This window comes from Mycobacterium sp. SVM_VP21, from assembly GCA_024758765.1.
Taxonomy (GTDB): Bacteria; Actinomycetota; Actinomycetes; order Mycobacteriales; family Mycobacteriaceae; genus Mycobacterium; species Mycobacterium heraklionense_C.
The window spans coordinates 1,268,692-1,293,445 of the sequence record CP101406.1 but is presented as its reverse complement, the minus strand read 5'-3'; the positions used below and the strand labels follow the sequence as shown (position 1 = coordinate 1,293,445).

The following is a 24,754-nucleotide window of genomic DNA, read 5'->3' as shown; positions in this document are numbered from 1 at the left end:
GGGCGGCAAAGTGCGAGTGAGGCCCGCCCTCAGCGCAGAGTCAACGGGTTCTGACGTGCACCGCGCCGAATACCGCCGCCGCTGCGGCCAGCAGCGCCGAACTGGCCAGCCAGGGCAGGATGCGCCCCGCGGAGAACAGGGCGGCGTACAAGCCGGGCGCAACGGCGGTCGCGGCGGCCCATGCCGTCTGCAGCAGCGAGGCGTGTCGTCCGGACGACTCCTCGGGTGCGAACGTCAGCATGATGTTTGCGCTCAGCGCGTTGCCCGCCGCGTCGGACACACTGAACAACGTCAGCCCCGCAGCAAGAACAGTGAAAAGGATTGCCGGTCCGGCATTTTGGATACCGGCTAGCAGGTCGATCACCAGGAAACTGACCGCGCACAGCGCCGTCGACCAGGTCAGGATCCGAAGGTGCGGCACCCGGGTACCGATCCGGGCAACCCAGCGCGCCGCCACCGCGACCATGACACAGATGAAGAGATAAGCCACCGTCGTAGACCAGGCGGGCAGTCCCACCGACAGCATGAACAGCGGCAGTGCCGTATCCATCCCGATGGTGGTCAGCGCGATGACGAACACGCCGGCGACGAAGGCCATGAAGGCGCCCTGGCGCAACACATCGCGGTAGCGCGGCGGCTCGCCTTCCGGCGACTGGTCGCCGGTGACGGTCTGGTCGATCCAGCGCAGCCGCCAGAACAGCAGGCCGGTGATGAGTTCACCTGCCGCGATGGTCGCCACCAATGTGGTCCAGAACCATTCGCCGTTCCGGTCGATGGCCAGGCCCGCGGTCGCGGCCAGTGCGCCGAGACCGAACCCGAGTACCCGAACCGAGGTGAGCAGCGCGAACATCTGGGTGCGGTCGTCGTGGTCGCGGGTCAGCCGCCGGACGGCTTCGGGATCGGCGGTGAAGAACAGGTTCGCGCTCAGAGCTGCGGCGAACGAGAACACCGCGACCTGGGCCAGGGTGTGGGTGCACAGGAAGCCCAGGAAGGCGCCGGAGGCCCCGACGCCGGCCAGCGCCATGGTCCGAAACGGACCCAACCGGTCAACCGTGCGCCCCGACACCAGCACCCCCAGGACCAGTGCGCCGGTATTGCCGAGGGTGGCGGCGACGCCGGTCCCGGTCAGTGGCAGCCCGCGCCCGAGGGTGAAGAACAAGAAGATGAGCGGCACCCACAGTCCGGCGCTGGCCATCGCGACGGTGGTCGCGAGAATGAACGACCGGCGGGCGCCCAGCAGCCGTTCAGGCATCGTGTCGGTGCGCATGTTCTCTTTCGTCTTTCGGACAGCCGAAGGTACCGCGCGGACCGCGGCCGATGCACCCGATTTCTTTGGCTGCTAGCGGCCGCCAGCCACGTTCGGCGCCGGCATCAAGGAACAGTTGCGCACAGTGGTCGGTGAACAGCGGATCCGCGTCGGCGATGCGCCGTGACACAGGGCTATCGACGGCGATCGGAAGCCCAGTGCTGTAGCGGGATTCGTCGGCCGCTACCGGGCCGCAGCGGACGGCCGCACCGCGGCGGCGATACGCCGAAGCATCAGCCGCACCACCACGCGATGGCCGCCGCTGCCGATCACCAGGGCGCGGTAGACCTTGCCGTGGAGCCCCGGAAATGCCGCCCAGGTCTGCGAACGCACCCGGGTGCGCCGGGGGCCCAGATCGTCCAACTCGAACACCCAGCGATACACCGCGAACGGATGCCGGCCCTTCAAGACGAACCGCCGCGGTTGGCTCGCCTCGTCGAGGGCGAACCCGAACGGCACCGTCGTCGGATCGGCGGGGTCGCGGCACATCACCGCCAGCAGCGCCGACCATGTCTCTGCCGCTGTTGCGTCGATCGTTATGGCATGCTCATCGATATAGGGTAATCGTTCCATATAGAAGGACTGTACTAGATTGTGGCACCTCCGCGAAAGCATGAAACCGATGCGATCCTCGACGCGACGCGCGCCCTGGTGCTGACCGAAGGCCCGCGTGCGGCCAGCGTCGCCGCAATCGCCAAGGCCAGCGGCGCGCCGGCGGGCACGCTGTATCACCGGTTCGGCAACCGCGACGGGATCCTGGCCGCGACCTGGCTGCGTGCCCTGGAACGTTTTCAATCGCGGGCGTTGGACGCCGCGGGCAGCACGCCCACGGACACCGCCGTGGCGATGGCGGTGGCCGCGGTCCGCTTTGCCCGCGAATTGCCCGACGATGCCCGGCTGCTGTTGACGGTCCGGCCCGGCGACCTGCTTGACGGGGCACCGGATGCGACGTTTCAGCAGACGCTGTCGGCGATGAACGCACCGCTGCTGCAACGGGTCGACGAGCTGGCCCGGGAGCTCTACGGCAGCGATGACCCGAGGTCGACGCACGCCGTCGCCCGGGCCGTCGCGGACCTGCCGTACGCGGCCGTGCGCCGACATGCCTACGACGACGAGATGCCGTCCTGGCTGGAAGCCGATGTCGCAGCCGCGGCGCGTGCGCTGCTGGGCGGCTATGGACCGCCGGGCCGCCAGCCGAGCTGAAGCAACAAGCCCAGGTCGTCTCGGACGGCCCGATGCTGGGTGATCTGGCCGTCGGCGACTTTGAAGATGTGCACCTGTTTGTGGTGGATCGTCGTGCCGGTGGGAGCGATGCCGTTGAACACTCCGGTGTGTTGGCCGGTCATCGTGGCCACGGTGATGACCGTGTCGTCCTCGGCAAGATTCTCCTGCAGCTCGAATCGCAGGTTGGAGAACGCGTCGCGTAACCATTGGCTGGTGGCGAGAAATCCCGCCGGGCCGTGCTGTTGGCGCGCGACGTCCTCCGGATCGTCGTCGGCCTCACGGTTGATGAAGTCGGGTGCGATGATTCGCTGGGCCAAGTCTTCGTCGCCGGCCTCGATAATCCGAAAGGTTTGGCGGGCGAGGGTTTTCGGATCGGTCATGGTGGAAGGCTAGGGCGATCGGGGTTCTGCGGTATTGGAGGAAACGGACGCGCCGGCCGGCAGCGCCGTCGGTGGAACGCCAGCCAGCGCCACGCACTCGTTGATCATGTGGGACTGGTCGGCATATCCGGATGCCATCGCCAGCTCGGCCCAGCGCGGCGGCCCGTCGGTGGCGTGCAGCAACTCCAGCAGTCGCTGAAAACGCAGCACCCGACTCAAGCGTTTGGGGCCGTAGCCGACCGCGGCGTCGAAACGGCGGCGCAACTGCCGCTCGCTGAAACCGACCTCGGCGGCCAACATGGTCACCGGCAGGTCGGGCCGCCGGCGCAGGATCTGTACCGCGTGGGCGATCGGCCGGTCCAGCAGCGGATCGACGTTCGTGAGGTAGGCGGCGAGCAGGTTTTCCAACAACCCCGTCCGCTGTCTGGGCGATGGTGTGCCGAACAGCTTCTCGACCGCTCGCCGGCCATCGGCGCCGAACTCGGAGTCGAACGGAATGCGCGCATCTCGCAACTCGCCGGCGGGCCGCCCCAGCACACTGCCAACCGCGCCCGGGCGCAACCGCAGGCCGGCCAGCACTCCCTCGGTGTCAGAAGACACCTCGTAGTGGCGCGTGGCGGGTCCGGCAACCAGGATCTCGCCGCGCCCGGTCACGAACAGGTCCACGCAGCCGTCGGGCAAGACCCGAGTCGCCCGGTCGCTCGGAGCCGGCAGCACCCAGCCGCATTCCACGAACTCTCGGAGCCGCTGTTCGGGGCGAAATTCCTGGTACATCAGCCGTCACCACGCATCAACGTACGCTCTCGATATGTCTGAGGTTGGGTTCACGTCGGTCGCGCCGATCATTCCGGTGCGAGACCTCGACGCCACCTTGGACCGCTACCGCCGGCTCGGCTTCACCGTGCGCACCTACCAGGGGCCGGCCCGGTACGGATTCGCCGATCGCGGGCCGGTGTCGCTGCATGTGTCCGAGTGGGCCGAGCACGATCCGCTGCGCACCGCGGCCAGTGTGTATTTCTACGTCGACGACGCCGATGCGCTCTATGCGCAATGGACGGTGACGGGAGTGCCGGGACGCTTTGTCGAACCGGTCGACACCGACTATGGGATCAGGGAATTCGCCTACGTCGATCCCGAGGGCACCGCGCACCGCGTCGGATCGCCGCTGCCGGCCAAGATCGTCAGTGCCAGCAGGGTCATCGCGGCGCCGGCGCCGCTGATCTTCGAGTTTATCGCCGATCCGGCGCGCCAGCCGCGCTGGGACGGCAATGCCAATCTCGCCGAAGCTCAACCCGGACAACGGGTTCGCGGGGTCGGGGACGTCTTCACCATGACCCTGACGCTGGGCTGGGACCGGGAGAATCACGTGGTGGAGTTCGAGGACGGACGCCGTATCGCGTGGCGCCCGGCCGAGCCCGGCGGTACGCCGCCGGGGCATCTGTGGCGCTGGGAGCTTGAGCCGCTGGGTCCGGCACGCACCCGGGTCACGCACACTTATGACTGGTCGGAGTTGTCTGATCCCAAGCGTCTCGCCCGGGCCCGGGCCACTACCGCGGACAAACTCGCGGCCTCGTTGTCGCGGCTGGCGGCGCTGGTCGAGGTCTCCTGACCTCGGCGCGCTAGCGGTTGCCGGCGAAGGAACGCAGTGCGTCTATTTGGGCGGGATCCAGTGAGGGACGGATATTTTCGCGGGCCGCGGCGACGTCGTCCATCGTCACGTCGGCGGCATCGATGGACCGCCGCATCGCGGTCAGCGCCGCCTCCCGCAGCAGCGCCACACAGTCGGCGGCGCTGTAGCCGTCCAGGTCGGCGGCCAGCGCATCGAGATCGACATCGTCGTGCAGGGGCACCGATTTGCCGGCCACCCGCAGGATCTGCCGGCGGGCATCGGCGTCCGGCGGCTCGACGAACACCAGCTTCTCCAGCCGACCCGGCCGGGTCAGGGCCGGGTCGATCAGCTCGGGACGGTTGGTGGCTCCCACCACCACCACGTCGCGCAGCGGGTTGGCGCCGTCGAGCTCGGTGAGCAGCGCGGCCACCACCCGGTCGGTCACCCCGGAGTCGAAACTCTGTCCGCGCCGCGGTGCCAGTGCGTCGATCTCGTCGAGGAACACCAGCGACGGTGCCGAATCGCGGGCGCGCTGGAACAGATCCCGCACCGCCCGCTCACTGCTGCCCACCCACTTGTCCATCAGCTCCGCACCTTTGACGGCATGCACGCTGACCCGCCCGGAGCCGGCCAGGGCCCGCACGATGAACGTCTTGCCGCACCCCGGCGGGCCGTAGAGCAGCACACCGTGCGGGGGATCGACGCCGAGCCGGGTGAAGGTGTCCGGATGCTGCAGGGGCCACAGGATCGCCTCGGTCAGCGCCTGTTTGGTGGCTACCATGTCCCCGACGTCGTCGAGGGTGACCGAGCCGACCGACACCTCGGCGGCCGCCGAACGCGACAGCGGACGGATCACGCTGAGCGCCCCGATCAGGTCTTCCTGGGTGAGCTTGGGCGCCTCGTCGTTGTCGCTGGCCCGCGACGCCGCCCGCAGTGCCGCTTCCCGGACCAGTGCCGCAAGATCAGCGGCCACGAAACCCGGTGTGCGCTCGGCGATCTCACTCAGCGTCAGGTCTGCCGTGGGAACCGAGATCAGCAGGGTGGCCAGCAGCGCAGCCCGGGTCGCGCCGTCGGGCAGGCTCAGCCGGATCTCGCGATCGCACAACTCCGGGGCCCGCAGCCGGGGATCGACATGGTCGGGCAGCGCCGAGGTCGCGATGAACGCCACCCCTTCGGTGGCCACGGTGTTGCGCAGTTCGGCCAGGATCAGGGTCGCAACCGGTTCCGCTGGTTCGGGCAGCAGGGTGTCCACGTCGGCGATCAGCAGCACCCCGCCGCCGTCGCAGACCCGCGCCACCGCCGAGCGCACCGCGGCCAGCCGCTCGTCGGCGGCCAGCGCACCGATCTCGGGGCCGTCCAGCTCGATCAGCCGCCGGCCCTCACATACCGCCCGAACCAGAGTCGTTTTTCCCACCCCGGCCGGACCCGACACCAGCACACCGAGATTCGTTCCGGCCCGCAGGGTCTTCAACAGCTCGGGCTCGTCGAGAGCGAGCTTGAGCCATTCCGCGAGCTTGGCGGCTTGGGCCTCGCAGCCCTTGAGTTCATCGATCGCGATCCGGGCCGGGGTGACCGGCTTGGCGACGGTCGCCGCAGGCGCGGTGGTGCCGTTGCCGAAGGTGACCAGTGAGTTGGGCTGCACGCTGACCGGTCCGGCGGGATCCACCCCGGTGACGGTCAGCAGCTCCGAGGTCCAGCTGATCCCCACCGAGGACGCCAGGGCGGTGGTGGCCGCCGACGTCGACGTGCCGGGGCCGAGGTCGCGGGGCAGCAGGGACACCGCGTCGCCGACGGTCATCACCTTGCCCAGCAGGGCCTGGCGCAGGGTGTTCGGCGACAGACTCTGCGAGGCCAGCGTCGAGCCACTCAACGTCACCGACCGGGCACCGTAGACCGTCACCGCGGACACCACCACCTCGGTGCCGTCACGTAGCCCCGCGTTGGACAGCGTCACGTCGTCGAGCAGCACCACGCCGGTCGGTGCATCCGATCCGGTGAGCCCGGCCACCGCCGAAGTCGTGCGAGAACCCGTCAGCGACACCGCGTCCCACTCCCGGATGCCTAGGGCGGCAACCGCTTCGGGGTGCAGTCGAACCACGCCACGGCGGGCGTCGACGGCGGAGGTGTTGAGCCGGGCGATCAGCGTCAGGTGCCGGGAGGTGTCGATCCGACGGTCTTCTCCGTGCTGTTCGGAGGAACTCACCCGGTCAAATTACGCGGATTTCCTCCTGCGTGGCAATCGCCGTGCCCGGACTTGCCACACCGCGCTGCGATGATGAAGTGATGTCGTCGACCGCCGCTGCTGGCATCGCCAGGTTGGCTCCTGGCCGCCGCCTTGAGGTGCGGTTCGCCGAGTTGGCGGAGTTGGCCGGTCAGCGCAACGCGATCGATGGACGCGTCGTCGAGCACCTGCGCCAGCACCCTGGCCGCAGCCCCAGCCATAGCCGCCCAACTCACGCAGCTCACCGGCCAACCACGCTGACCACACTGCGCTGGTAGTGGGCTCCTCTCCGGGCTTCGCTCCGCTCCCTTGCGCTACCGTCCGCTGGCGCTCCCGTCTGCGTCGGTCGCTTCGCTACACCCTGCGTCCGCCGACCACAACACACCCCCGCCCCACGCCCCGGGCGGACCCCGCGAGCAAGACAGCCAGCACTGACGCTGCGCCCAGGCTCGGCACCGTCAGCGGCTGCGTGGCGTCCGCAGAAACCGATCCTGACCCCGCCGGTGAGAACTTTCTTCGTTGGTATCAAGGGCCGTGCGTGCATAGCGGCGAAAAGGTGCAGCTGGCTCGTGGCCCACCTCAGTGGTACCCGTGCTGATCGCCGGTGACCCGGATATTGGCCAAAGCCTTTCGTATTGAGGCAGATACGCCACTCGTTTGACGCCGACCAAAGATGCAAGCTCATACCGAAAGCCGGACATGCGCGGGAGGAACCGATGACAGATCTGACGGGAAAGCGAGCGTTGGTCACCGGCGCCGCGCGCGGGATCGGCACCGCGATCGCCGTGGAACTGGCCACACGTGGCGCCGACGTCGCGATCACGTATCAGCGATCGACCGATTCGGCAGCAAGGGTGACCGGCAGGATTCGGTCGCTCGGACGGAAGGCCGTCGCAATCCAAGCCGACAGCGCTGACGCCGCTGCGGTGACGTCGTCGGTGGCGGCCGCGGTCTCGCACATCGGCGGACTGGACATCCTGGTGAACAACGCCGGTGTGTTGTACTCGGCTCCACTGGTCGAGACCACCCTCGAGCAGATCGACCACCTGATCGCCGTGAACATCCGCTCGGTGGTGTTGGCATCGCAGGCTGCGCTTGCCTATCTGCCCGACGGTGGCCGCATCGTCTCGCTGGGATCCTGTTTGGCGGAGCGGGTGGCGATCGATTACGCAACGGTCTATTCGATGTCGAAATCTGCGTTGCTGTCCTTCACCCGCGGCTTGGCCCGCGAACTCGGGCCACGCGGAATCACCGTCAACCTCGTCCATCCGGGGCCGACGGATACCGATATGAACCCGGCAGATAGTGCGGGCGCCGACGGGCTGACGGCGCTGACGGCACTTGGACGCTATTCGCGTGTCGGCGACATCGCATCGGCCGTCGGCTTCTTGGTCGGCCCGACAGCCGGGAACATCACCGGTACCGGCATCACCGTTGACGGCGGGATGAACGCCTGAACCCGGGCGCGCCGGAGCCACTGACGACGACCGTCGCATTCGCCCGGTGGCAACGCGCACTTCTGGCGGGCCGCCCGACGCTACGCGGAACGCGACCCGGCGGTGCAGCCTTCAATCCGGCGCCGACTCGGCCGGCACTCCATCCCCGCAGATGCCTACGCCCGACATACGGCGCCATCCGGCGGTGAAGACCGATAGAGAGGACTCACGCAGCTGTGAATCCACGTCTTTTTGAACCGTTGACGATCCGTGGGGTGACCTTCCGCAATCGGATCTGGGTCTCCCCGATGTGCCAATACATGTGCCTCCACGGTGACGGGATGCCCGATGACTGGCATTTGGTGAACGCCGGCACGTACGCCGCCGGCGGTGTCGGCCTCGTCGTGGTAGAAGCCACGGGCATCAGCCCCGAAGCGCGGATCACCACGGAATGCGCCGGGATTTGGAACGATGCGCAACGTGACCGCTGGAGTCGCGTCGTCGACTTCGTCCACAGTCAGAACACCCGGATCGGCATACAGCTGGCACATGCCGGACGGAAGGCATCCGACTACGGCGTGGACACCGGGCGGAGCGGTAGCACCAAACCTGTCGAGGAGGGCGGCTGGACGACGGTAGGGCCATCGCCGATTCCGTTCGCCGGCATGGACGCTCCCAGCGAACTGGATTCGGCCGGCATCGCCAAAGTCCTCGACGACTTCGCGGCCGCGGCGCAGCGTGCCGTGGCCGCGGGATTCGACGTCATAGAGATTCACGCCGCCCACGGGTACCTACTGCATCAGTTCCTCTCGCCGCTGAGCAATGCGCGCACCGACGGTTACGGCGGGTCACTGGAGAATCGCGCCAGGCTGCTCCTGGAGGTCGTGGATCGAATCCGCGGCGTAATACCAGAGACCACTGCACTTTTCGTGCGGTTGTCCGGTACCGATTGGATCGACGGCGGATGGACCGTAGACGAAACGGCCCGCGTGGCCAGGTGGGCACACCAACGCGGCGCGGACTTCTTCGACATCTCCAGCGGCGGCCTGGCCGGAGACATCTTCATCTCCGTATCGCCCGGCTATCAGGTGCCACTGACCGAACGTGTCCGCGAACTCGGCGGGGTTCCCGCATCGGCCGTCGGCAAGATCACCTCGCCGGATCAGGCGGAGAGGATTCTCGCCGAAGGGCGAGCCGACGCCGTCTTCCTCGGCCGGGAACTCATTCGAGACCCGCACTTCGCGCTGCGCGCGGCCCACGAACTCGGGGCGCAGATCGACTACGTCCCGCCGCCATTCCGCTCGGCTAGCTGGGCGTAGCCGTGCTCGTCGACTCCCAACGTTGCCCAGTGAAAGGAACTGCCGCCGATGCGGACTGACGAGATGTCTCCCACGACGATCGCGATGTTGATCTACCCGGATTTCACCATGCTCGACCTTTTCGGCCCGCACCAGGTGCTCGCCGGAGTTCCCGGCGTGGCAGTGGACTTGGTCGCCAAGACCGCCGAGCCGGTCATCGGTGATAGCCAGGTGGCAGTAATCCCGACCAAGACCTTTGCCGATTGCCGACCCACCTATGACGTGCTGGTGGTGCCCGGGACCAGGAGCACCCACCGGATGGTCGAGGATGCGGAGACGCTGGCGTTTCTGCGATCGGTCTCGGCGGATGCGCGGTACGTCACCAGTGTCTGCACGGGCTCACTCATCCTGGCTGCCGCCGGGTTGCTCACCGGTTACCGTGCCACATCGCATTGGGCGTTTCGACGCTTCCTGAAAGCCTACGGCGCTCTCCCGGAGGACGGTCGGATCGTCGTCGATCGGAACCGCATCACCGGTGGCGGGGTCACCGCGGGCATCGACTTCGGGCTCCATCTGGCCGCGGTCCTGGCCGGCGAGGACGCCGCCAAGGTGCGTCAGCTGGTCATGGAGTACGACCCGGATCCGCCGTACATGGTCGGTACCCCAGATCGCGCCGACACGGGCACCCGCATCGGTGCGGAGCAGAGATTGGCGCCGCTGGTCGCCGCGATGGCTGCCGCCGCGGAACGGACCGTGACACCGAGAAGGGCAGATCATGCAACGAATTGAGGGCAAAACCGCCCTCATCACGGGGGGAACCAGCGGAATCGGGTTGGCCATCGCCCGGTTGTTCGTCGAGCATGGTGCGCGCGTATTCGTGACCGGGCGTGACCAGCACGCGCTGTGCCGCGTCCAGGATGAACTCGGGGAGCGGTGCACCGCGATCCGGGCCGATGTCGCCTCGGTTGGCCAGATGCGCTCCCTGGCAACGCAGATCGGTACGGCGGCGGGCGCGGTCGACATCTTCGTGGCCAATGCCGGCATTGCGTACCCGACACCGTTGGCGGAGACCGACGAGGCGCGTTACGACCAGTTGATGGACATCAACGTCAAAGGGGTCTTCTTCTCGATGCAGGCGGTTTCGCCGTTGATCCGGCGCGGGGGATCGGTCATCCTGCTGACGTCGTTTCTCAATCAGGTCGGGCGCCCGGGGCTGTCGCTGCTCTCGGCATCCAAGGCCGCCGTTCGATCCCTGGCCCGCACCTGGTCCCGCGAACTGCTTGACCGTCAAATCCGGGTGAATGCGATTTCGCCGGGCGGGATCGATACACCGCTGCAGAGCCAGGGCCGGACCGAGGCGCAAGCGCAGGCGGTACGTGATGATCTTGCGGCACGCACCCCGGTTGGACGGATGGGAACTGCGGAGGAGATCGCGCAGGCTGCCCTGTACCTGGCCAGCGACGAGTCCCGTTTTGTGCTCGGAGCGGAACTCGTCGTCGACGGCGGGATCTCACAGTTGTGAAAGCCTCGGACTCCGAGGCCGGCTACGCGTGATTGTGGCGGGCTCCGTTCGGCCGCAGGCCTCCCGAGCCTGGCGACATCAGCTCGCCGGGACGTGCATCCGCATCCGGATTATCCGGCTGGGCAGGTGGACTATCAGTGGTTCTGGCCTGTCGCCCAATGAGTCGGCATCTCGGCCGCGTCTCGTCTCGACCGCCACTCGAGTCTGGGAAGGCGTCGTCGGGTTCTCGCTGTCGGTGGCCTCCGGACCATCACGACCATCTCGAACCTGGTTGATTCTCAGAGGATTTGCTCACCGCGCCGACGTTTACTCGTGTCCTGGTGGACGAGGCGTAGGAACAGTTCGTCGACGATCGAGTGGATGCGCTCGGGCGCTACGGGTTCGAGGTCCATGAGCAGGTCGTGGCGTACCAGGTCGAAGGGCATTGCGAGCACCGCGGCCGGGATCTGTTCCAGGTCGATCTCGCCGCGGTCGTCGGCACGCTGGTAGATGGTCCGGATGAGCGCGAGCCGTTGCTCGCCCAGGATCCGGTCGCGTACCTGGGTGGGGGTAAGTCCGCTGCCGGCCATCAGCCCGGAGAAGACGGTAGCTGCGGTGATGGCGAAGAACGCAGCACGGGCCCGGCCCATGCCTGTCAGCGTGGCGATCAGATCACCGCGCAGGCTACCGGTGTCGGGGATCTCGACCGGGTGGCTGGTGCGGTAATGCTCGAGCGCGGCAAGCACCAGCTCGTCCTTGTTGGCCCAGCGGCGGTACAGCACGGCGACCCCGGTACGGGCTCGTGCGGCGATGGACTCCATGGTCAGCTTCGCGAAGCCGACCTCAACCAGCTCGTCCCACGCCGCGTCCAGCAGCGCGGCCTCAAGTTCGGGCCCTCGTCTGCGCTGGCGGGCAGGCGTGGGGACGGGGGTGATCACAGCCCCCAGTATAGGGAAGATTTGCGTTCCTTATCGACTCGCCCTATTCTTAATACGAGATGATTGTCTCTCTTATATTGGCCGGGTGGGCGGCGCCCGCAGCGATTCGGAGAGGGCGGGAATGAGCATGGGGATCGCAACCGAGACTGGTGGGCGTTCGATCTTCTTCACCGATCCGGTCATGAACTCGATGACACGGGCAATGCTCGGGCGGGTGTACACCGGCGCGGCGGACACCGGTGAGACGTTAGCGACGATCGACCGCATCACCGACGGCAACCTCGCGTCGTGGGCACACGAGTGGGAGGCGACCGCCGACCGTGTCGCCGCGATCGGCGACGACTGCGTGCGAAAGGGCCATCGGATCAGCGGCCGTAACGCGCTCCTCCGCGCGGCAACCTACTACGCGACGTGCGTGGTGGTGGCCGACGGGTGCACGGGCCCCGACCTCGTGCGGGCACGCACTTTCGCCGCCTACCGCCGGTGCTGGGAGCAGTACCTCGGCCTGCTGGACAACCCGCCCCAGCCGCTGGAAATCCCCTACGAGAACACCACTATGCCCGGCTGGTTCTTCCCCGCGCCCGGCGAGGGCCCGAAGCCGACGCTGGTGATGGTCAACGGTGCCGACGGCGCGGCGAGTTACCTGTGGCCTGGCTACGGCTCCGAGGCGTCGGCCCGTGGCTACCACGTCGTGGTGTTCGACGGGCCAGGGCAGCAGCGCATGCTCTTCGAACGAGGCATCGGGTTCCGGCCCGATTTCGAACACGTCCTCTCACCGGTCGTCGACGCAACGCTCCGGCTACCGGGCGTGGACCCGCAGCGCCTCGCCCTCTATGCGGTCAGCCAGGGCGGGTATTGGGCCCCGCGCGCCCTGGCCTTCGAGCACCGCTTCACGGCCGCGGTCATCGACGGCGGGGTGGTCAACGTGTCCGAAGCCTGGCAGGCGATGCTCTCCCCCGAGCTGGGCGAGCTGCTCGCGGGTGGCGAGCGGGACGCCTTCGACGCGGCGATCGAGCAGCTCCCGGCCAACGTCAAACGGACCTTCGCCTGGCGAGCCAAGCCCTACGGCTACGTAAGCTTCTTCGATACCTTTCGCGAGTCCGCGCGTTACCAGATCACTCCCGAACTCGCCGCACAGATCACCACACCGGTACTCATCGCCGACCCCGACGAAGAGGGGTACTTCGCCGGCCAGCCCCAGCGCCTCTACGACATGATCCCGAACGAGAAGACCCTCGTCCGCTTCACCGCCGCCGAAGGAGCTGCCGGACATTGCGAGCCGATGGCCCGGTCGTTGGCTGCCCAACGGTTCTTCGACTACCTCGACGACCACCTCGACGCCACCGGCTCCTGAGAGCACCCCGGTGCTTTACCGATCCATAGGATTTGACGGTATCTCCGGTGCTTGCCGTTCGCGAGCTCACGCCCCGGGCTCCGACTGTCGGTTTGGCGTAAACCTCGCGGTGATCGGCAAATCCGCCGCTGGCCGGACCGCCCCCTCGATCGCAGACTTGGGTTCATGACATTCCCGAATCCGGTATCCCCTTCTAAGGGAGCCGTCGCCGATAATGCTGACCTATTGACGCTGCCCGGTACGCCGTTGGCCACGGCGGCCCTGGAACTCGTACAAGCCGCGGAGTCGCCGGCCATCGCCAATCACAGCGTGCGTAGCTTCCTGTTCGCACGGTTGCTCGCCCCGTGCATCGGACTCGTCGCGGGCAGTGACTTCGATGAAGAATTGCTCTACCTCTCGTGCGTCTTGCATGACGTCGGCCTGTCCCCATTGGCGAAGGGCGACACTCGATTCGAGGTGGACGGCGCCGACCGGGCCGCCGAGTTCCTCACCGGGCACGGTTTGGAGGCTCGGAAGGTTGATGCCGTGTGGGAGGCCATTGCACTGCACAACACGGCCGTCATACCTGAACGGATGGGTGCGCTGACGTCACTGACCTATCAGGGCATCGCTATCGACTTCGGCGGAGTGCTCGGTCTGCCGGATTCGCACGGGGAGGCGGTGACCGCGCAGATCGGCGCCGCTATTCACCACGTCTATCCCCGATTCAACATGGCGACGTCAGTCTTGGACGCGGTCGCCGGGCATGCCGCCATGAACCCGGAGAACGCCCCGCGCTATCACCCGCCGGGTGAGATTCTCCGGGAGAGAAGCGAATTCGGGACCACCTACGTCGAGGAGCTCATCGCCGATGGCGGTTCGCGTTGGGGCAACTGAGTTTCATTGACTTCATCGAGACGGCTTCTGCCGCGACGATCGAGTGATGAAGAAAGATTCCGGACTCCGGAAGAATGGAAGTAACGATGAAAGGAAGCAGCTGCATGTCCACCGTCGAGTTCATTGACACTCCCGGCTACGGAGAAGTCACTCGTTCCCGGTACAGCTACAGTCAGGCGCTCCGTGTCGGGGACCGAGTCGAGATCTCCGGTCAGGGTGGATGGGACGACGACCAGGTCGTCTCCGCGGACTCCCTGGAGGAGGAGATCGACCTGGCCTTCGGAAACGTCGAAAGGACTCTTGAGGCGGCGGGGGCGACCTGGCACGACGTAGTGAGTGTCAAGACATATCACGTCCCGAGTCGTGAGGACTCCATCGGCGACGACCACATGGCTGCGGTCGTAGACCAATTCCGCAAGCGTGCCGGAAAGCACCTGCCGTTGTGGACCGCGCTCGGGGTGAAGGCGCTGGGGATGCCCGAGATGCGCATCGAGGTCGAAGTGGTCGCCATCATCGGGTCTGGGGGCTGACGGCGGGAGCTGAGCAGGGGCTGTCCCGATCGCTGGGGCGGCCCCTGAACTCCCCGATACTCAGAATGTGCGACGGTCGGTCCGTCTTGGATGGCGGCGGCGGGGCGCCGATCGCTACGCGGAGCAGCTCAGACGGCCGCGGTGTCGGGAACGCACGTGAACGTTCGGCGATACCCGGTCGGTGTGGTCGCCAGACTCCGGCGAAAGTGGAGCCGAAGATTGGCGGCTGATCCCAACCCGGAGTCCCGGGCGACACGGTCAACCGAATAATCGGTCGTTTCAAGCAGTTCGCGCGCGGAGGTGATGCGTGCATTCAGCAGCCACTGGAACGGGGTGGTTCCAGTCTCTTCGGCGAAGCGGCGCATAAAAGTCCGCATCGACATCCGGGCATGTCTGGCCATCTCCGAAGCGCCGATGGGATCGGCCAAATGACCCAACGCCCAAGCCCGGGTAGCGGCCAATGAAGCATCACCGGCGATGGCTACCGCGGCGGGAACGTACTGTGCCTGGCCGCCATCGCGATGCGGCGCGGCGACCAACGTGCGGGCCACCCGATTGGCGGTCGCCGCCCCGAGATCCCGCATCACGATGTGCAAACACATGTCGATTCCGCAGCACATTCCGGCAGACGTGAGGATATTGCCGTTGTCGACGTAAAGCACGTCTCGGTCGAGGTGCACCGATGGAAACCGCGCCTCGAACTCCTTCATATGCTGCCAATGCGTGGTCGCGCGTCGGCCGTCGAGAACGCCGGCGGCGCCCAGGGCAAACGCTCCGGTGCAGATCGACGCCACTCTGGTGCCCCGCTCGACCTCGGCTGCCAATGCGTCGAGTACCGCGGTGGGGACGGGGCGATCTACCGGCTCGTATCCCGGAACAATGACGGTGTCCGCCTCGGCTATGGCCTCAAGACCGTGGTCGATCGCCAATGTCAGACCGGATGCGGTCTGGACGCGGTCAGCCACGCCGCAGACACGCAGCTCATAGGGCACGTCAGGGTCGATCCCGAAGACGTCCATCGGAATCGCTAGGTCCAGTGCGGTGACGCCGTCCAGGGCCACAACGGCAATGAGGTGATTGTCCATCGGTAACCGATCCTGCCCGGCCCTCGACGTCTTGGCCAGTGGCAGTTATGCCATGGAACATCAGGATCTGGCCATCGTGTGCGTGGTCGCATTAGCGGCCCCGGGGCGGTGACTTCGTCGACCGATCCGGCCCCTTCGTCCATGCCGCCGGTCCCACTTGCGGTACGGACGGATCCGAGGGTTCTGCTGTCTATACCAACCATGGCACCCCATATGGAGCCAAAATGCCCGCCATGCCTGTGAGTGCGGATCGGTCGCGAAAGAATGCGGTCTCGGATCTCAACGCCCATCGCTTGAGGGCTTGAATGGAGCCCATGCGATCACACACGCTGATGTCGTTGCTCTGCGCGGCCCTGCTGCTGGCCCCCCCGGCCGGGGCCGACGACGCGTCCCCCCTGTCCGACCTGGTCGACGCTGCCGCCCAGCGACTCCAGGTCGCCGATGACGTGGCGGCCGTCAAATGGCGGACCGGGGGCGCCATTGAGGACCCGGCCCGGGTCCAGCAGCAACTGTCGAAACTGGCCGACGACGCGGTCAAAGACGGCCTCGACCCCGACTATGTGCGCCGGGTCTTCACCGACCAGATCGGCGCCACCGAAGCCGTCGAGCACTACCGATTCGGCCAGTGGAAACTGAACCCGGCCGCCGCGCCGGCGACCGCTCCAGACCTGGCGGCATCGCGGACCCGCATCGACGGCTTCAACCACGTCATGCTCACCCAGATCGGCCTGCACTGGCAGCAACTGCATTCACCCGAGTGCGTCGCCCAACGCGATCAGGCAACACAATTCGTCAGCGACGCAAGGCAATTCGACGAGTTCTACCGCCAGGCGCTGTCGTCGGCGGCCCGGGACTACTGCGCCGGATAGCTCAGCGACCCGGCTTGCGCAGCCGCAACCGGGCCATCGACTGCCCACTGGGTCGACGGATGACCCGCCGCACGCCAGGGCGGCGGCCCGGCTGCGCACGGCGAATCGCCCGTCGCGCGGCCCGGCGCTCCCGGGGGGCGTCTTCCCACGCCTCCGGGTGTGCGGCAACCCAACGCTGACTGCGGACCGAGAACGGAATGGTGCACAGGTAAGCCCCGATCAGCACCAGCACCAGCACGTAGGGAAACAGGAACGCGGCCGCGGCTACCAGCGCCAGTACCGCCAGCAGCACCGCGGCCAGGTGCGGCGGCACCGACACGGCGTGCATCTTGCGCATCGGGATTCGGCTGACCAACAGCATCGAGGTGCCCACCACCCAGGCGCAGGTGAACCACTGCGAGGTCCACCACCCGTCGCCGAACTGCAGTTGGGCGGCCAGTAGGCCCATCAGTGTGATGGCCCCGGCCGGGGCGGGCATCCCGACGAAGAATTCCCGCGTGTAGGCGGGCAGCGTGGCGTCGTCGAGCAGCGTGTTGAACCGGGCCAGCCGCAGCACCACACACACCGCGTACAGCAGCACCACGATCCAGCCCGCGGGCTGCGTCGACAGCAGCGTCACGTAGATCACCACCGCGGGCGCCACCCCGAAGTCGACGGCGTCGGCCAGTGAATCGATCTCGGCGCCCATCCGCGACTCCGCGTCCAGGATGCGGGCCACCCGGCCGTCCAGACCGTCGAGGATGGCGGCCGCCGCGATCAACGCCATCGCGACGTGCGCCTGGCCATCCAAGGCGTATTTGATCGACGTCAGGCCGGCGCAGATAGCCAGTACCGTCATCGAACTCGGCAGGATGTGCAGGCCCACCGGGCCTCTGGTGCGGGCCTGCTGGGCGGGAGTCGTCATGACAGGTCGGCCAGGACGGTCTCGCCGGCGACCATGCGCTGGCCGACGCCGACCAGCGGCTGCGTCCCGACCGGCAGGTAGACGTCGAGGCGGGAACCGAAGCGGATTAGGCCGTAGGTGTCACCGATCGCCAGATGATCACCGGGGCGGGCTTCGCAGAGGATGCGCCGTGCCACCAGCCCGGCGACCTGGACGGCGATCACCTCGGCGCCGCCGGCGGTGCGGATCCGCAGGCTGTTGCGCTCGTTGTCTTCGGCGGCTTCGGTGCGGTCCGCGGACCCGAACCGGCCGGCCCGGTGCAGCACCTCGATCACCTCGCCGCCGATTGGAGCTCGTTGCACGTGGGCGTCGAACACGGACATGAAGATGCTGACCCGCGGCAACGGGGTGTCGGGCAGGTCCAGCTCCGGCGGTGGAGGTGCCGAGTCGACCAAGCAGACCACGCCATCGGCGGGGGCCACCACCACACCGGGGCGAGTCGGTGGCACCCGATGCGGATGCCGGAAGAACCCGGCGCAGGCACCCGCAGCCAGCAGCCCGGCGCCGCGCAGCCACCGCTGCTTTCGGCCCAATAGCGCCACTCCCAGCGCACTGCCGACGAACGGCAGCCCGGCGCTGTGCATCGGCGGCACCGTCGAGCGCACCAGCTCGATCAGGTGCCGAAGACCGCCGGGATCATCTGCTGCGCGGGGGCGTCTGGCCATTGGGTCATCTTAGAAGCTGCGGTCTTTATGCGGCGGTCCCAGCTTCGGCTCTCCTTCGTCGAGCCTTGTGAACCGCCGTCTCTATGCGGTCAGGTCCCAGACTTCCACCTCGGTGCCCACCGGCAGCTCGGTCACCTCGTCGGCGATGTCCAGGAGGCAGTTGGCCGAAGCCAGGTAGCGCAGATGGTGCGAAGCCGGCGGCCCATAGTTGGTGACCGTCCCGGTTTCGTAGTCGAGCAGCCCGCGCCGGAACTGCCGCTTGCCGGCCGGTGAGACCAGTTTCTCGCTCAGTACCGCGGTGCGGCGCGGGCGATCTGGCTTGGACAGGCCCATCGCGCGGCGCAGCGCGGGCCGGACGAAGACCTCGAAGGACACCTGGGCGCTGACCGGGTTGCCCGGCAGCGTGATGATGGCTGCGTCGCCGACGCGGCCGATGCCCTGCGGCATCCCGGGCTGCATCGCCACCTTGACGAAGTGCACGCCCTGGTCGCCGTCGCGGCCGAAGACATCCTTGACCACCTCGTAGGCGCCCGCGCTGACCCCGCCGCTGGTGATGACCAGATCCACCGCCCCGTCCCGTACGCCGTAGCGGTCGAGGACGTCGGTGAACGCGGCGGTGTCGTCGGCGACCGTCACGGCGGCCACCACCTCGGCGCCGGCGTCACGTGCCGCGGCCGACAGCATCACCCCGTTGGATTCATAGATCTGGCCGGGCGCCAGCGGAGTACCGGGTTTGATCAGTTCGGAACCGGTGGAGATCACCAGCACTCGTTGCCGGGGCCGCACCGTCAGCTCGGCCAGACCCAGCGCGGAGGCCAGGCCGGCTGCCGGCGCACTGACGAGTTGCCCAGCCCAGAGCACGGTGGCGCCCTCGGCGACGTCGCCACCGGCCCGACGGATGTGGCGGCCCTTGGCGGTGGCGGCGCTGATCTGGACCACGTCGATGCCGCCGTCGGTGGCCTCGACGGGAATCACCCCGTCGGCGCCGTACGGGACCGGCGCCCCGGTCATGATGCGGTGCGCGGTTCCCGGTGTCAGCGTGGGAATATCGGTGCGTCCGGCCGGAATATCTTCGGTGACAGGCAAACTCACCGGCGATTCGGGTGTCGCGGTGGCGATGTCGTCGGCGAGCACGGCGTAGCCGTCCATCCCGGAGTTGTCGAAGACCGGCAGCGATATCGGTGCGATCACGTCTGCGGCCAGTACCAGGCCCTCGGCATCGGCCAGTGCGACCGTGACCGGTGGTCGGGCCTGGATCAGGTCGGTGACGGCCCGTTGGTGCTCTTCGACGGATCGCATCCCGACAGTCTGACTCAGACCGGGAAGGTGATTCCTGTCAGCTCCTGCGAGACCGCCCACAACCGCTGCTGCAACTCGACTTCGTGCGCGTGCTTGCTGGCGTCCACCAGCTTGGGATATCCGCGCTGCTCACCGATGCCGCTGGGACCGTAATACTGCCCGCCGGTCACCTCTGGGTCGGTGGCGGCACGCAGCGTGGGCAATGCGCCCATCGCCGCACTCTGCACGACCAGGGGCATCAGCAAGCGGTCTGCGGGACGCAGTAAGGGCGGCAGGTGCCGGGTCAGTTCGGTGTTGGCGGTGCCGGGGTGCGCGGCGACGGCGATGGTCGAGCGGCGTTTGGCGGCCAGCCGACGCTGCAGCTCGTAGGTGAACATCAAGTTGGCCAGCTTGGACTGCCCGTAGGCGGAGATCCGGTTGTAGCCGTGTTCCCATTGCAGGTCGTCGAAGTGGATCGCGGCCATGATCCGGTGCGCCATGCTGCTGACGGTCACCACGCGGGAACCCTTGACCCGCATCATCTTGGGCAGCAGCAGGCCGGTCAGCGCGAAGTGCCCTAGATGGTTGACGCCGAACTGCAGCTCGAAACCGTCGACGGTGGTCTGCTTGGGGGTGTACATGACGCCGGCGTTGTTGATCAGCAGATCGATGCGGGGATGGGCGATGCTGATGGCCTCGGCGGCTTCGCGGACCGACGCCAGCGAACTCAGATCGAGTTCTTGGATTTCGACGGCGGCCTCCGGGTGGGCCTTGGTGATCCGCTCTGCAGCCGCGGTGCCCTTGTCCAGGTCGCGCACCGCCAGCACCACCAGTGCGCCGTGCCCGACGAGTATCTCCGCGGTGTGATAGCCGATTCCGGTGTTGGAGCCGGTGATTACCGCGACGCGGCCGGTTTGATCGGGCACGTCGTCCGCAGCCCACCTGTCCCGGCTACTCATGTGACAAACGATACTCAGGTGACGCATCGTGCGCCGGTTGGTTTTTCGCCGGTCGTGCGGTCGACGGTGCGGCGGGGCCTGCGTCCTGACATCCTCTCCTACATGGCGCAGCATGCAGACGGGTCCCCGGCGATCAGCCTGGTCGACCCCACCAATAAGCCCAGCTCCCGCGCGCCCTTGGTCTGGGCGCTGGTCGGTGCGGTGCCCTGGCTGTTTCTGGCGCTGTTGCAGCTGGGTTGGGTGGTCGCCGACGAGCGGCTGGCCTGGTTGCACGGCGCCGCTCTCGCGGTCACCGCATTGGGCCTGTTGGTGTCGGCGGTGATCGCGCCGCTGTGGCGCTACCGGGTGCACCGCTGGGACGTCAGTGACCAGGCGGTCTACACCCGCACCGGGTGGTTGGTGCAGGAGCGCCGGATCGCGCCGATCTCGCGGGTGCAGACCGTCGACACCTATCGGGGACCGCTGGACCGGCTGCTGGGGTTGGCCAATGTGCGGGTCACCACTGCGTCGTCGGCGGGCGCGGTGCACATCGTGGCGTTGGATGCCGCCGTCGCCGACCGGATCGTGGCGCAGTTGACCGACATCGCGGCCTTGGGTGCCGAGGACGCTACGTGAGCACCGCCGAGCCGGCGCCTGGCAGCGGCTTCGCCGCTGGTACCCAGGGCTGAGCCGATCAGTGCCCAGCTGTACGCGGCGCTGACGTCGTCGAGGTTATCTGACCGTGCAAGTGGCGAGGAAACGCAGCAGTCCCGTCGCTTCGTCGGTAGAGAACAGGGCGTCCAGCTCGTCGTTGAGTTCCAGGCGTCGTGCGAACGGAATCGAGATGAGGTCATAGCCGTTGGACATCAGCTCACCCGTCATCATCAGCCGGGCTGTGCGCTTGTTCCCGTCGAAGTAGAACTGCCGCCGCGTCGCCGAGGCGAAATAGAGCAGCGCCCGCTCACGTGCGTCGCTGACACCGTCGAGGTAGGTGATCAGGTCCTCGAAGTGTTCGCGCAGGGCGCTACCGCCCGCACCGTGCGGTGTCCCTTCCACGGCGCCGCCGTTGGACAGGTTGACGGTGCCTCCGCCGGTGACACGGCCTTCGCCGCGGAAGTGCCCAGACTCGATGGCCTCGCGCGCAGCGACCAAGCCGTGCAACTCGTCGCTGATGGCCTTGGTGAGTGCGAACTGCCCGGAACCGACCAGTTCGTCGAGTCGGTTGTACGCCTCGCTCAACGCCAGGATCTGCTCCGCGTCTGCGGTCCGATGGCCGCCTACAGTCACGTTTTCCAGCAGCGTGCGCACTTCCGGGAGGGTGAAGTTGTTGCCTTCCAACGCTGCGGTATTCCAGATCAGGTCCGGCAACTGCGCACGAAACCGGTGGCGTGAGCGTTCGGTGGTCGATGTGGGGATGCGGGATACGTCGAAGGTGTCCCAGGTGATCCCTGTTTCCTGATGTTGCTCTACGGATTCGCGCCTGGACTGGACCACTTCTACTCCGCGGTGTCGCCGCTTGGAGTACCGGTCACCGCTGGGCGCCCAGTTCGTCACCATCCCTCGACTTCCTCCAGTGCCGCCTGCGCGACGGCTCCTCCCTGGGCGATGCAGTCCAGCATGAGCTGCATCGGTGCCGCGTACGTGACGATCCCGACTGTGAAGGTGTTGACAAATAGTGCGGAGTTCGCGTGCAGGACGGCGACGGTGGCGCGTTTGCGGCGCGTGGTCCGTTCCAGGGGGCTGTCGGTGAGCAACTGCGCTGCGCGTCGTGGATCTTCTGTCCACAGAATGGTCGTCGCGGGAGCGCTCTCGCGCGGGGCCGGAAGGGTCAGGCCTGCCGCTCCAGAGACCGCCCACTGTCCTCGGGTCGCATCTCCGGCAGAGGCGACGTGACCCATGCTGATATCGCCAGTGAACAGCACGACGTCAGAGTGCAGAAGCGGAGATGCGTACTGTGCAGCGGTGCGCAGCAGCGACACTGGGTCGGATGAGGCCGCGAAGCGGATCAGGCGTTTCTGCCACTGCGTCAGCACCTCATCGTCGTCTTCGGGGTAACCGGCTTCGAACATCGCTCGTACGGCTCTCGCTGCGTCGAGGCTGCTACTCGGTCGTGCCGCGAAGTCGAGTTCGAAGCCGCAGGCCAGTGCGATCTCGGTGAGCGTGCCAGCTGTCGGGTCGACGCGGCCGGCGAGGACACGGGACATGGTCGACTGGGAGATGCCCGCCCGGCGTGACACCTGATTCGGGCTGAGGCCCGTTTCAGATATCCATTCACGCACGACGTCGGACAAGCGTTCCATATACGGATACTAGCATTAGGTGCATCCGTTTGTGGATAGATTGCACAACGGTCGCACCCGTAACGCAGCCGTGCCGCCTCGCCCAGGCGTCGGGCAATATTTGCGGCTACGGTTCCAAGCGGGGCGCGGAGCCCCAACCGCGAATTTCTAGGGGTGGGGCACGGAGGGGGCGAATGACCGACAAGAACCGCGCTGACCAGTGGCGACGTCTCAGCCCCCGGATGCTGCTGGTGCATCCGCTGCACGAGGCGCTGCGGGAGCTGCCGTTGCTGATCGCCGTGGTGGTGTTCGGTTCGGCCACCGACAACCGGGTCTGGTTGGTGGTCATGGTGTGGGTGATCGCCGTGGTGGGCGTGACGCGCTGGTTCACCACCACCTATCGCATCGAACCCGATCCGGAGAACGGCCGGGTGCAGCTGCGCTCCGGGCTGCTGCGCCGAAACCTTCTTTCGGTGCCGCGCAACAGGATTCGTTCGGTGGAGACTGACGCTCGATTGTTGCACCGGCTACTGGGCCTGACGGTGCTGCGGGTCAGCACCGGCCAGCACGCCGCAGGTGACGGGGCGTTCGAACTCAATGCCGTTGAGAGCAGCCAGGTTCCACAGCTGCGAAAGATCCTTCTGGCGCATACCGGCCAGCCTGCCCGCGCGCCGGCCCAATCGGTCAAGCCGAAGGTGCTGGCAAGATGGCGGCCGTCCTGGTTGCGCTACAGCCCGTTGAGCTTGTCCGGGCTGCTCACGATCGGGGCGGCCGGCGGCGCGTTGCTGCAGAGCGGGGCCTGGGCGGCGCTGCAGGATTCGCCGATGAGCCGGGCGTGGCTGGATGCCGCGCAGCGGTTGGGCAGGCAGCAGAGCGTGGCGGTGATGGTCGCGGTGCTGCTGGTGGCCGCGGTGCTGCTGGCAGTGCTGAGATCGCTGCTGACCTACGGAAACCTGGTGTTGTCGCGCAGTTCCGGGCAGGCCGGTGACGTGCTGGCGTTGAGCTACGGGTTGCTGCGGGTGCGCGAACACAACTACGACATGCGCCGGCTGCGCGGTGGAACACTGCGGCGTCCGCTGCTGGTGCGGCTGTTCGGCGGGGCGCGGCTGGACGCGGCGATGACCGGGGTCAACGGCGAAGGGGAGTCCTCGATCCTGTTGCCGCCGTGCCCGAAAGCCACCGCCGAGGGCGTGCTGACCGGGCTGGTGGCCGACCCGGTGGTGGTTTCCGGGCCGCTGCGCCGGCACGGTCCGGCGGCGACGCGCCGGCGCTGGACCCGGGCGATGCTGCTGCCGATGGCTTTCGGGGCCGGGCTGGCTATCACGGGGGCTGTGGGCGCGGCGCCGGTGTGGGGCTGGCCGGTGTGGGCGGCGCTGACGGCTGGCGCCGCCGTGCTGGCCGCCGACCGGGCACGCGCCCTGGGACACCGCGTCGACGCCCGGTGGCTCACCGCCCGCACCGGCAGCTGGGAGCAGCGCCGCTATGCCATCTCCACCGACGGCATCATCGGCTGGACGGTGCGCCAGAGCTGGTTCCAGCGTCGCGCCGGGGTGGCCACGCTGATCGCGGCCACCGCCGCCGGGGTCAAGGCCTACCGGGTGATCGACGTGCCGGAGTCCTGGGCGTGGTCGGTGGCCGCGCGGGCCTCACCGTGGGTGGCGCACAGCGCGTGGGCGCGACACGGCTGACCGGTCGATAGACCGCGGCCGGCGCGGCTCGCTGCGCGGTTAGGGCGTGCCGTCGGGGCCAGGGTTGCCGGGGACGGCGTTGCCGATCCCGTAGGTGAGTGCGTTGCCGCCGCCACCTCCGGCGCCGCCGGCAGTCGCGCCGTCACCGCCTGCTCCGCCGTCGCCTCCGACCGCGTCTTGGGTCGACGTGGTGTTGGAGATGACTGCCTGGCCGCCGCCGCCGCCGTCGCCGCCTTGCCCGGTACTGCTGTCGGCCCCGGTACCACCGTCGCCGCCGATGGCCTTGCCCGTCCCGGTGGTGTACGCGTAGCCGCCGCTGCCGCCGTTGCCGCCGCC

Annotated in this window: 26 protein-coding genes; 13 read left to right on the top strand and 13 right to left on the bottom strand. The window is 67.6% G+C overall.

Annotated elements, in window-relative coordinates:
• Nucleotides 1-40: 40 nt before the first annotated feature.
• Together NM962_06240 and NM962_06235 are read right to left on the bottom strand one after the other, a co-directional pair.
• On the bottom strand, nt 41-1,267 hold the full coding sequence (locus NM962_06240; protein ID UVO13689.1) for an MFS transporter: 1,227 nt from the start codon (nt 1,265-1,267) through the stop codon (nt 41-43).
• Between the two features lie 222 nt (nt 1,268-1,489).
• On the bottom strand, nt 1,490-1,879 hold the full coding sequence (locus tag NM962_06235) for a hypothetical protein (protein UVO13688.1): 390 nt from the start codon (nt 1,877-1,879) through the stop codon (nt 1,490-1,492).
• Nucleotides 1,880-1,900: 21 nt separating this feature from the next.
• Between NM962_06235 and NM962_06230 the strand changes: the two genes are divergently transcribed.
• Nucleotides 1,901-2,509 (top strand): TetR/AcrR family transcriptional regulator, encoded by a 609-nt coding sequence (locus NM962_06230; GenBank protein UVO13687.1) that lies wholly within the window; start codon nt 1,901-1,903, stop codon nt 2,507-2,509.
• Here NM962_06230 and NM962_06225 read toward each other — a convergent pair.
• Complete coding sequence (locus NM962_06225; GenBank protein UVO13686.1) at nt 2,479-2,910, bottom strand: ester cyclase; 432 nt, start codon at nt 2,908-2,910, stop codon at nt 2,479-2,481. The genes NM962_06230 and NM962_06225 overlap by 31 nt on opposite strands.
• A gap of 9 nt (nt 2,911-2,919) precedes the next feature.
• Nucleotides 2,920-3,684 (bottom strand): AraC family transcriptional regulator, encoded by a 765-nt coding sequence (locus NM962_06220; GenBank protein ID UVO13685.1) that lies wholly within the window; start codon nt 3,682-3,684, stop codon nt 2,920-2,922.
• 391 nt (nt 3,685-4,075) lie between these two features.
• On the opposite strand from NM962_06220, the gene NM962_06215 reads away from it, so the two are divergent.
• Nucleotides 4,076-4,519, top strand: coding sequence for an SRPBCC family protein (locus tag NM962_06215; protein ID UVO14572.1), 444 nt, complete (start codon nt 4,076-4,078; stop codon nt 4,517-4,519).
• Nucleotides 4,520-4,529: 10 nt separating this feature from the next.
• Here the strand turns inward: NM962_06215 and NM962_06210 are convergent, their stop codons facing one another.
• Entirely contained in the window at nt 4,530-6,686 is a 2,157-nt protein-coding gene (locus NM962_06210) for an AAA family ATPase (protein ID UVO14571.1), read from the bottom strand.
• 116 nt (nt 6,687-6,802) lie between these two features.
• Here NM962_06210 and NM962_06205 point away from each other — a divergent pair, with 116 nt between their 5' ends.
• The 5 genes from NM962_06205 to NM962_06185 all read left to right on the top strand — a co-directional run bounded on the left by NM962_06205 (nt 6,803) and on the right by NM962_06185 (nt 10,996).
• The gene (locus NM962_06205; protein UVO13684.1) at nt 6,803-7,018 is read left to right on the top strand and encodes a hypothetical protein; all 216 of its coding nucleotides are present in this window, start codon (nt 6,803-6,805) and stop codon (nt 7,016-7,018) included.
• Between the two features lie 438 nt (nt 7,019-7,456).
• Nucleotides 7,457-8,197, top strand: a complete 741-nt coding sequence (locus NM962_06200; protein ID UVO13683.1) for an SDR family oxidoreductase — start codon at nt 7,457-7,459, stop codon at nt 8,195-8,197.
• 254 nt (nt 8,198-8,451) lie between these two features.
• A complete protein-coding gene (locus NM962_06195) occupies nt 8,452-9,495 on the top strand; it encodes an NADH:flavin oxidoreductase/NADH oxidase (GenBank protein ID UVO13682.1) in 1,044 nt (347 codons plus the stop codon).
• A gap of 48 nt (nt 9,496-9,543) precedes the next feature.
• Nucleotides 9,544-10,263 (top strand): DJ-1/PfpI family protein, encoded by a 720-nt coding sequence (locus NM962_06190; GenBank protein UVO13681.1) that lies wholly within the window; start codon nt 9,544-9,546, stop codon nt 10,261-10,263.
• Nucleotides 10,250-10,996 (top strand): glucose 1-dehydrogenase, encoded by a 747-nt coding sequence (locus tag NM962_06185; GenBank protein UVO13680.1) that lies wholly within the window; start codon nt 10,250-10,252, stop codon nt 10,994-10,996. Before NM962_06190 ends, NM962_06185 begins: the two co-directional genes overlap by 14 nt.
• A 278-nt stretch (nt 10,997-11,274) precedes the next feature.
• On the opposite strand, the gene NM962_06180 is transcribed toward NM962_06185, so the two are convergent.
• The gene (locus NM962_06180; protein UVO13679.1) at nt 11,275-11,913 is read right to left on the bottom strand and encodes a TetR/AcrR family transcriptional regulator; all 639 of its coding nucleotides are present in this window, start codon (nt 11,911-11,913) and stop codon (nt 11,275-11,277) included.
• Between the two features lie 127 nt (nt 11,914-12,040).
• Here NM962_06180 and NM962_06175 point away from each other — a divergent pair, with 127 nt between their 5' ends.
• The 3 genes from NM962_06175 to NM962_06165 all read left to right on the top strand — a co-directional run bounded on the left by NM962_06175 (nt 12,041) and on the right by NM962_06165 (nt 14,673).
• Nucleotides 12,041-13,267 carry a dipeptidyl aminopeptidase gene (locus NM962_06175; GenBank protein UVO13678.1) on the top strand — a complete coding sequence of 409 codons (1,227 nt, stop codon included), beginning with the start codon at nt 12,041-12,043 and terminating at the stop codon, nt 13,265-13,267.
• Between the two features lie 165 nt (nt 13,268-13,432).
• Nucleotides 13,433-14,143, top strand: coding sequence for an HD domain-containing protein (locus tag NM962_06170; GenBank protein UVO13677.1), 711 nt, complete (start codon nt 13,433-13,435; stop codon nt 14,141-14,143).
• Nucleotides 14,144-14,247: 104 nt separating this feature from the next.
• Entirely contained in the window at nt 14,248-14,673 is a 426-nt protein-coding gene (locus NM962_06165; protein UVO13676.1) for a Rid family hydrolase, read from the top strand.
• Between the two features lie 128 nt (nt 14,674-14,801).
• Here NM962_06165 and NM962_06160 read toward each other — a convergent pair whose 3' ends face one another.
• Entirely contained in the window at nt 14,802-15,758 is a 957-nt protein-coding gene (locus tag NM962_06160; protein UVO13675.1) for a DJ-1/PfpI family protein, read from the bottom strand.
• Nucleotides 15,759-16,072: 314 nt separating this feature from the next.
• Between NM962_06160 and NM962_06155 the strand changes: the two genes are divergently transcribed.
• On the top strand, nt 16,073-16,627 hold the full coding sequence (locus NM962_06155; protein ID UVO13674.1) for a chorismate mutase: 555 nt from the start codon (nt 16,073-16,075) through the stop codon (nt 16,625-16,627).
• 1 nt (nt 16,628) lies between these two features.
• On the opposite strand, the gene pssA is transcribed toward NM962_06155, so the two are convergent.
• The 4 genes from pssA to NM962_06135 all read right to left on the bottom strand — a co-directional run bounded on the left by pssA (nt 16,629) and on the right by NM962_06135 (nt 20,472).
• Nucleotides 16,629-17,531 carry a CDP-diacylglycerol--serine O-phosphatidyltransferase gene (gene pssA / locus NM962_06150; GenBank protein ID UVO13673.1) on the bottom strand — a complete coding sequence of 301 codons (903 nt, stop codon included), beginning with the start codon at nt 17,529-17,531 and terminating at the stop codon, nt 16,629-16,631.
• The gene (locus NM962_06145; protein ID UVO13672.1) at nt 17,528-18,235 is read right to left on the bottom strand and encodes a phosphatidylserine decarboxylase; all 708 of its coding nucleotides are present in this window, start codon (nt 18,233-18,235) and stop codon (nt 17,528-17,530) included. Before NM962_06145 ends, pssA begins: the two co-directional genes overlap by 4 nt.
• A gap of 81 nt (nt 18,236-18,316) precedes the next feature.
• Nucleotides 18,317-19,534 carry a molybdopterin molybdotransferase MoeA gene (locus tag NM962_06140; GenBank protein UVO13671.1) on the bottom strand — a complete coding sequence of 406 codons (1,218 nt, stop codon included), beginning with the start codon at nt 19,532-19,534 and terminating at the stop codon, nt 18,317-18,319.
• 14 nt (nt 19,535-19,548) lie between these two features.
• On the bottom strand, nt 19,549-20,472 hold the full coding sequence (locus NM962_06135; GenBank protein ID UVO13670.1) for an SDR family NAD(P)-dependent oxidoreductase: 924 nt from the start codon (nt 20,470-20,472) through the stop codon (nt 19,549-19,551).
• 102 nt (nt 20,473-20,574) lie between these two features.
• Between NM962_06135 and NM962_06130 the strand changes: the two genes are divergently transcribed.
• Nucleotides 20,575-21,087 carry a PH domain-containing protein gene (locus tag NM962_06130; protein ID UVO13669.1) on the top strand — a complete coding sequence of 171 codons (513 nt, stop codon included), beginning with the start codon at nt 20,575-20,577 and terminating at the stop codon, nt 21,085-21,087.
• A 96-nt stretch (nt 21,088-21,183) separates the two neighbouring features.
• On the opposite strand, the gene NM962_06125 is transcribed toward NM962_06130, so the two are convergent.
• Both NM962_06125 and NM962_06120 read right to left on the bottom strand, forming a co-directional pair.
• Nucleotides 21,184-22,008 (bottom strand): hypothetical protein, encoded by an 825-nt coding sequence (locus NM962_06125; GenBank protein UVO13668.1) that lies wholly within the window; start codon nt 22,006-22,008, stop codon nt 21,184-21,186.
• Nucleotides 22,002-22,751: a helix-turn-helix domain-containing protein gene (locus NM962_06120; protein UVO13667.1), complete on the bottom strand. Its 750-nt coding sequence runs from the start codon at nt 22,749-22,751 to the stop codon at nt 22,002-22,004. The genes NM962_06125 and NM962_06120 overlap by 7 nt, the downstream gene beginning before the upstream one ends.
• A 173-nt stretch (nt 22,752-22,924) precedes the next feature.
• Here NM962_06120 and NM962_06115 point away from each other — a divergent pair, with 173 nt between their 5' ends.
• Nucleotides 22,925-24,418: a PH domain-containing protein gene (locus NM962_06115; GenBank protein ID UVO13666.1), complete on the top strand. Its 1,494-nt coding sequence runs from the start codon at nt 22,925-22,927 to the stop codon at nt 24,416-24,418.
• The last annotated feature ends 336 nt before the right edge of the window (nt 24,419-24,754 follow it).

Excerpts from the sequence above, each read along its gene's own strand:
- NM962_06235 (UVO13688.1), bottom strand. The coding sequence starts at position 1,879 with ATGGAACGATTACCCTATATCGATGAGCATGCCATAACGATCGACGCA.
- NM962_06165 (UVO13676.1), top strand. The coding sequence starts at position 14,248 with ATGTCCACCGTCGAGTTCATTGACACTCCCGGCTACGGAGAAGTCACT.
- NM962_06140 (UVO13671.1), bottom strand. The coding sequence starts at position 19,534 with ATGCGATCCGTCGAAGAGCACCAACGGGCCGTCACCGACCTGATCCAG.
- NM962_06155 (UVO13674.1), top strand. The coding sequence starts at position 16,073 with ATGCGATCACACACGCTGATGTCGTTGCTCTGCGCGGCCCTGCTGCTG.
- NM962_06115 (UVO13666.1), top strand. The coding sequence starts at position 22,925 with ATGACCGACAAGAACCGCGCTGACCAGTGGCGACGTCTCAGCCCCCGG.
- NM962_06120 (UVO13667.1), bottom strand. The coding sequence starts at position 22,751 with ATGGAACGCTTGTCCGACGTCGTGCGTGAATGGATATCTGAAACGGGC.
- NM962_06225 (UVO13686.1), bottom strand. The coding sequence starts at position 2,910 with ATGACCGATCCGAAAACCCTCGCCCGCCAAACCTTTCGGATTATCGAG.
- NM962_06205 (UVO13684.1), top strand. The coding sequence starts at position 6,803 with ATGTCGTCGACCGCCGCTGCTGGCATCGCCAGGTTGGCTCCTGGCCGC.
- NM962_06135 (UVO13670.1), bottom strand. The coding sequence starts at position 20,472 with ATGAGTAGCCGGGACAGGTGGGCTGCGGACGACGTGCCCGATCAAACC.
- NM962_06125 (UVO13668.1), bottom strand. The coding sequence starts at position 22,008 with ATGGTGACGAACTGGGCGCCCAGCGGTGACCGGTACTCCAAGCGGCGA.
- NM962_06220 (UVO13685.1), bottom strand. The coding sequence starts at position 3,684 with ATGTACCAGGAATTTCGCCCCGAACAGCGGCTCCGAGAGTTCGTGGAA.
- NM962_06185 (UVO13680.1), top strand. The coding sequence starts at position 10,250 with ATGCAACGAATTGAGGGCAAAACCGCCCTCATCACGGGGGGAACCAGC.
- NM962_06145 (UVO13672.1), bottom strand. The coding sequence starts at position 18,235 with ATGGCCAGACGCCCCCGCGCAGCAGATGATCCCGGCGGTCTTCGGCAC.
- pssA (UVO13673.1), bottom strand. The coding sequence starts at position 17,531 with ATGACGACTCCCGCCCAGCAGGCCCGCACCAGAGGCCCGGTGGGCCTG.
- NM962_06130 (UVO13669.1), top strand. The coding sequence starts at position 20,575 with ATGGCGCAGCATGCAGACGGGTCCCCGGCGATCAGCCTGGTCGACCCC.
- NM962_06240 (UVO13689.1), bottom strand. The coding sequence starts at position 1,267 with ATGCGCACCGACACGATGCCTGAACGGCTGCTGGGCGCCCGCCGGTCG.
- NM962_06175 (UVO13678.1), top strand. The coding sequence starts at position 12,041 with ATGGGGATCGCAACCGAGACTGGTGGGCGTTCGATCTTCTTCACCGAT.
- NM962_06160 (UVO13675.1), bottom strand. The coding sequence starts at position 15,758 with ATGGACAATCACCTCATTGCCGTTGTGGCCCTGGACGGCGTCACCGCA.
- NM962_06200 (UVO13683.1), top strand. The coding sequence starts at position 7,457 with ATGACAGATCTGACGGGAAAGCGAGCGTTGGTCACCGGCGCCGCGCGC.
- NM962_06170 (UVO13677.1), top strand. The coding sequence starts at position 13,433 with ATGACATTCCCGAATCCGGTATCCCCTTCTAAGGGAGCCGTCGCCGAT.
- NM962_06190 (UVO13681.1), top strand. The coding sequence starts at position 9,544 with ATGCGGACTGACGAGATGTCTCCCACGACGATCGCGATGTTGATCTAC.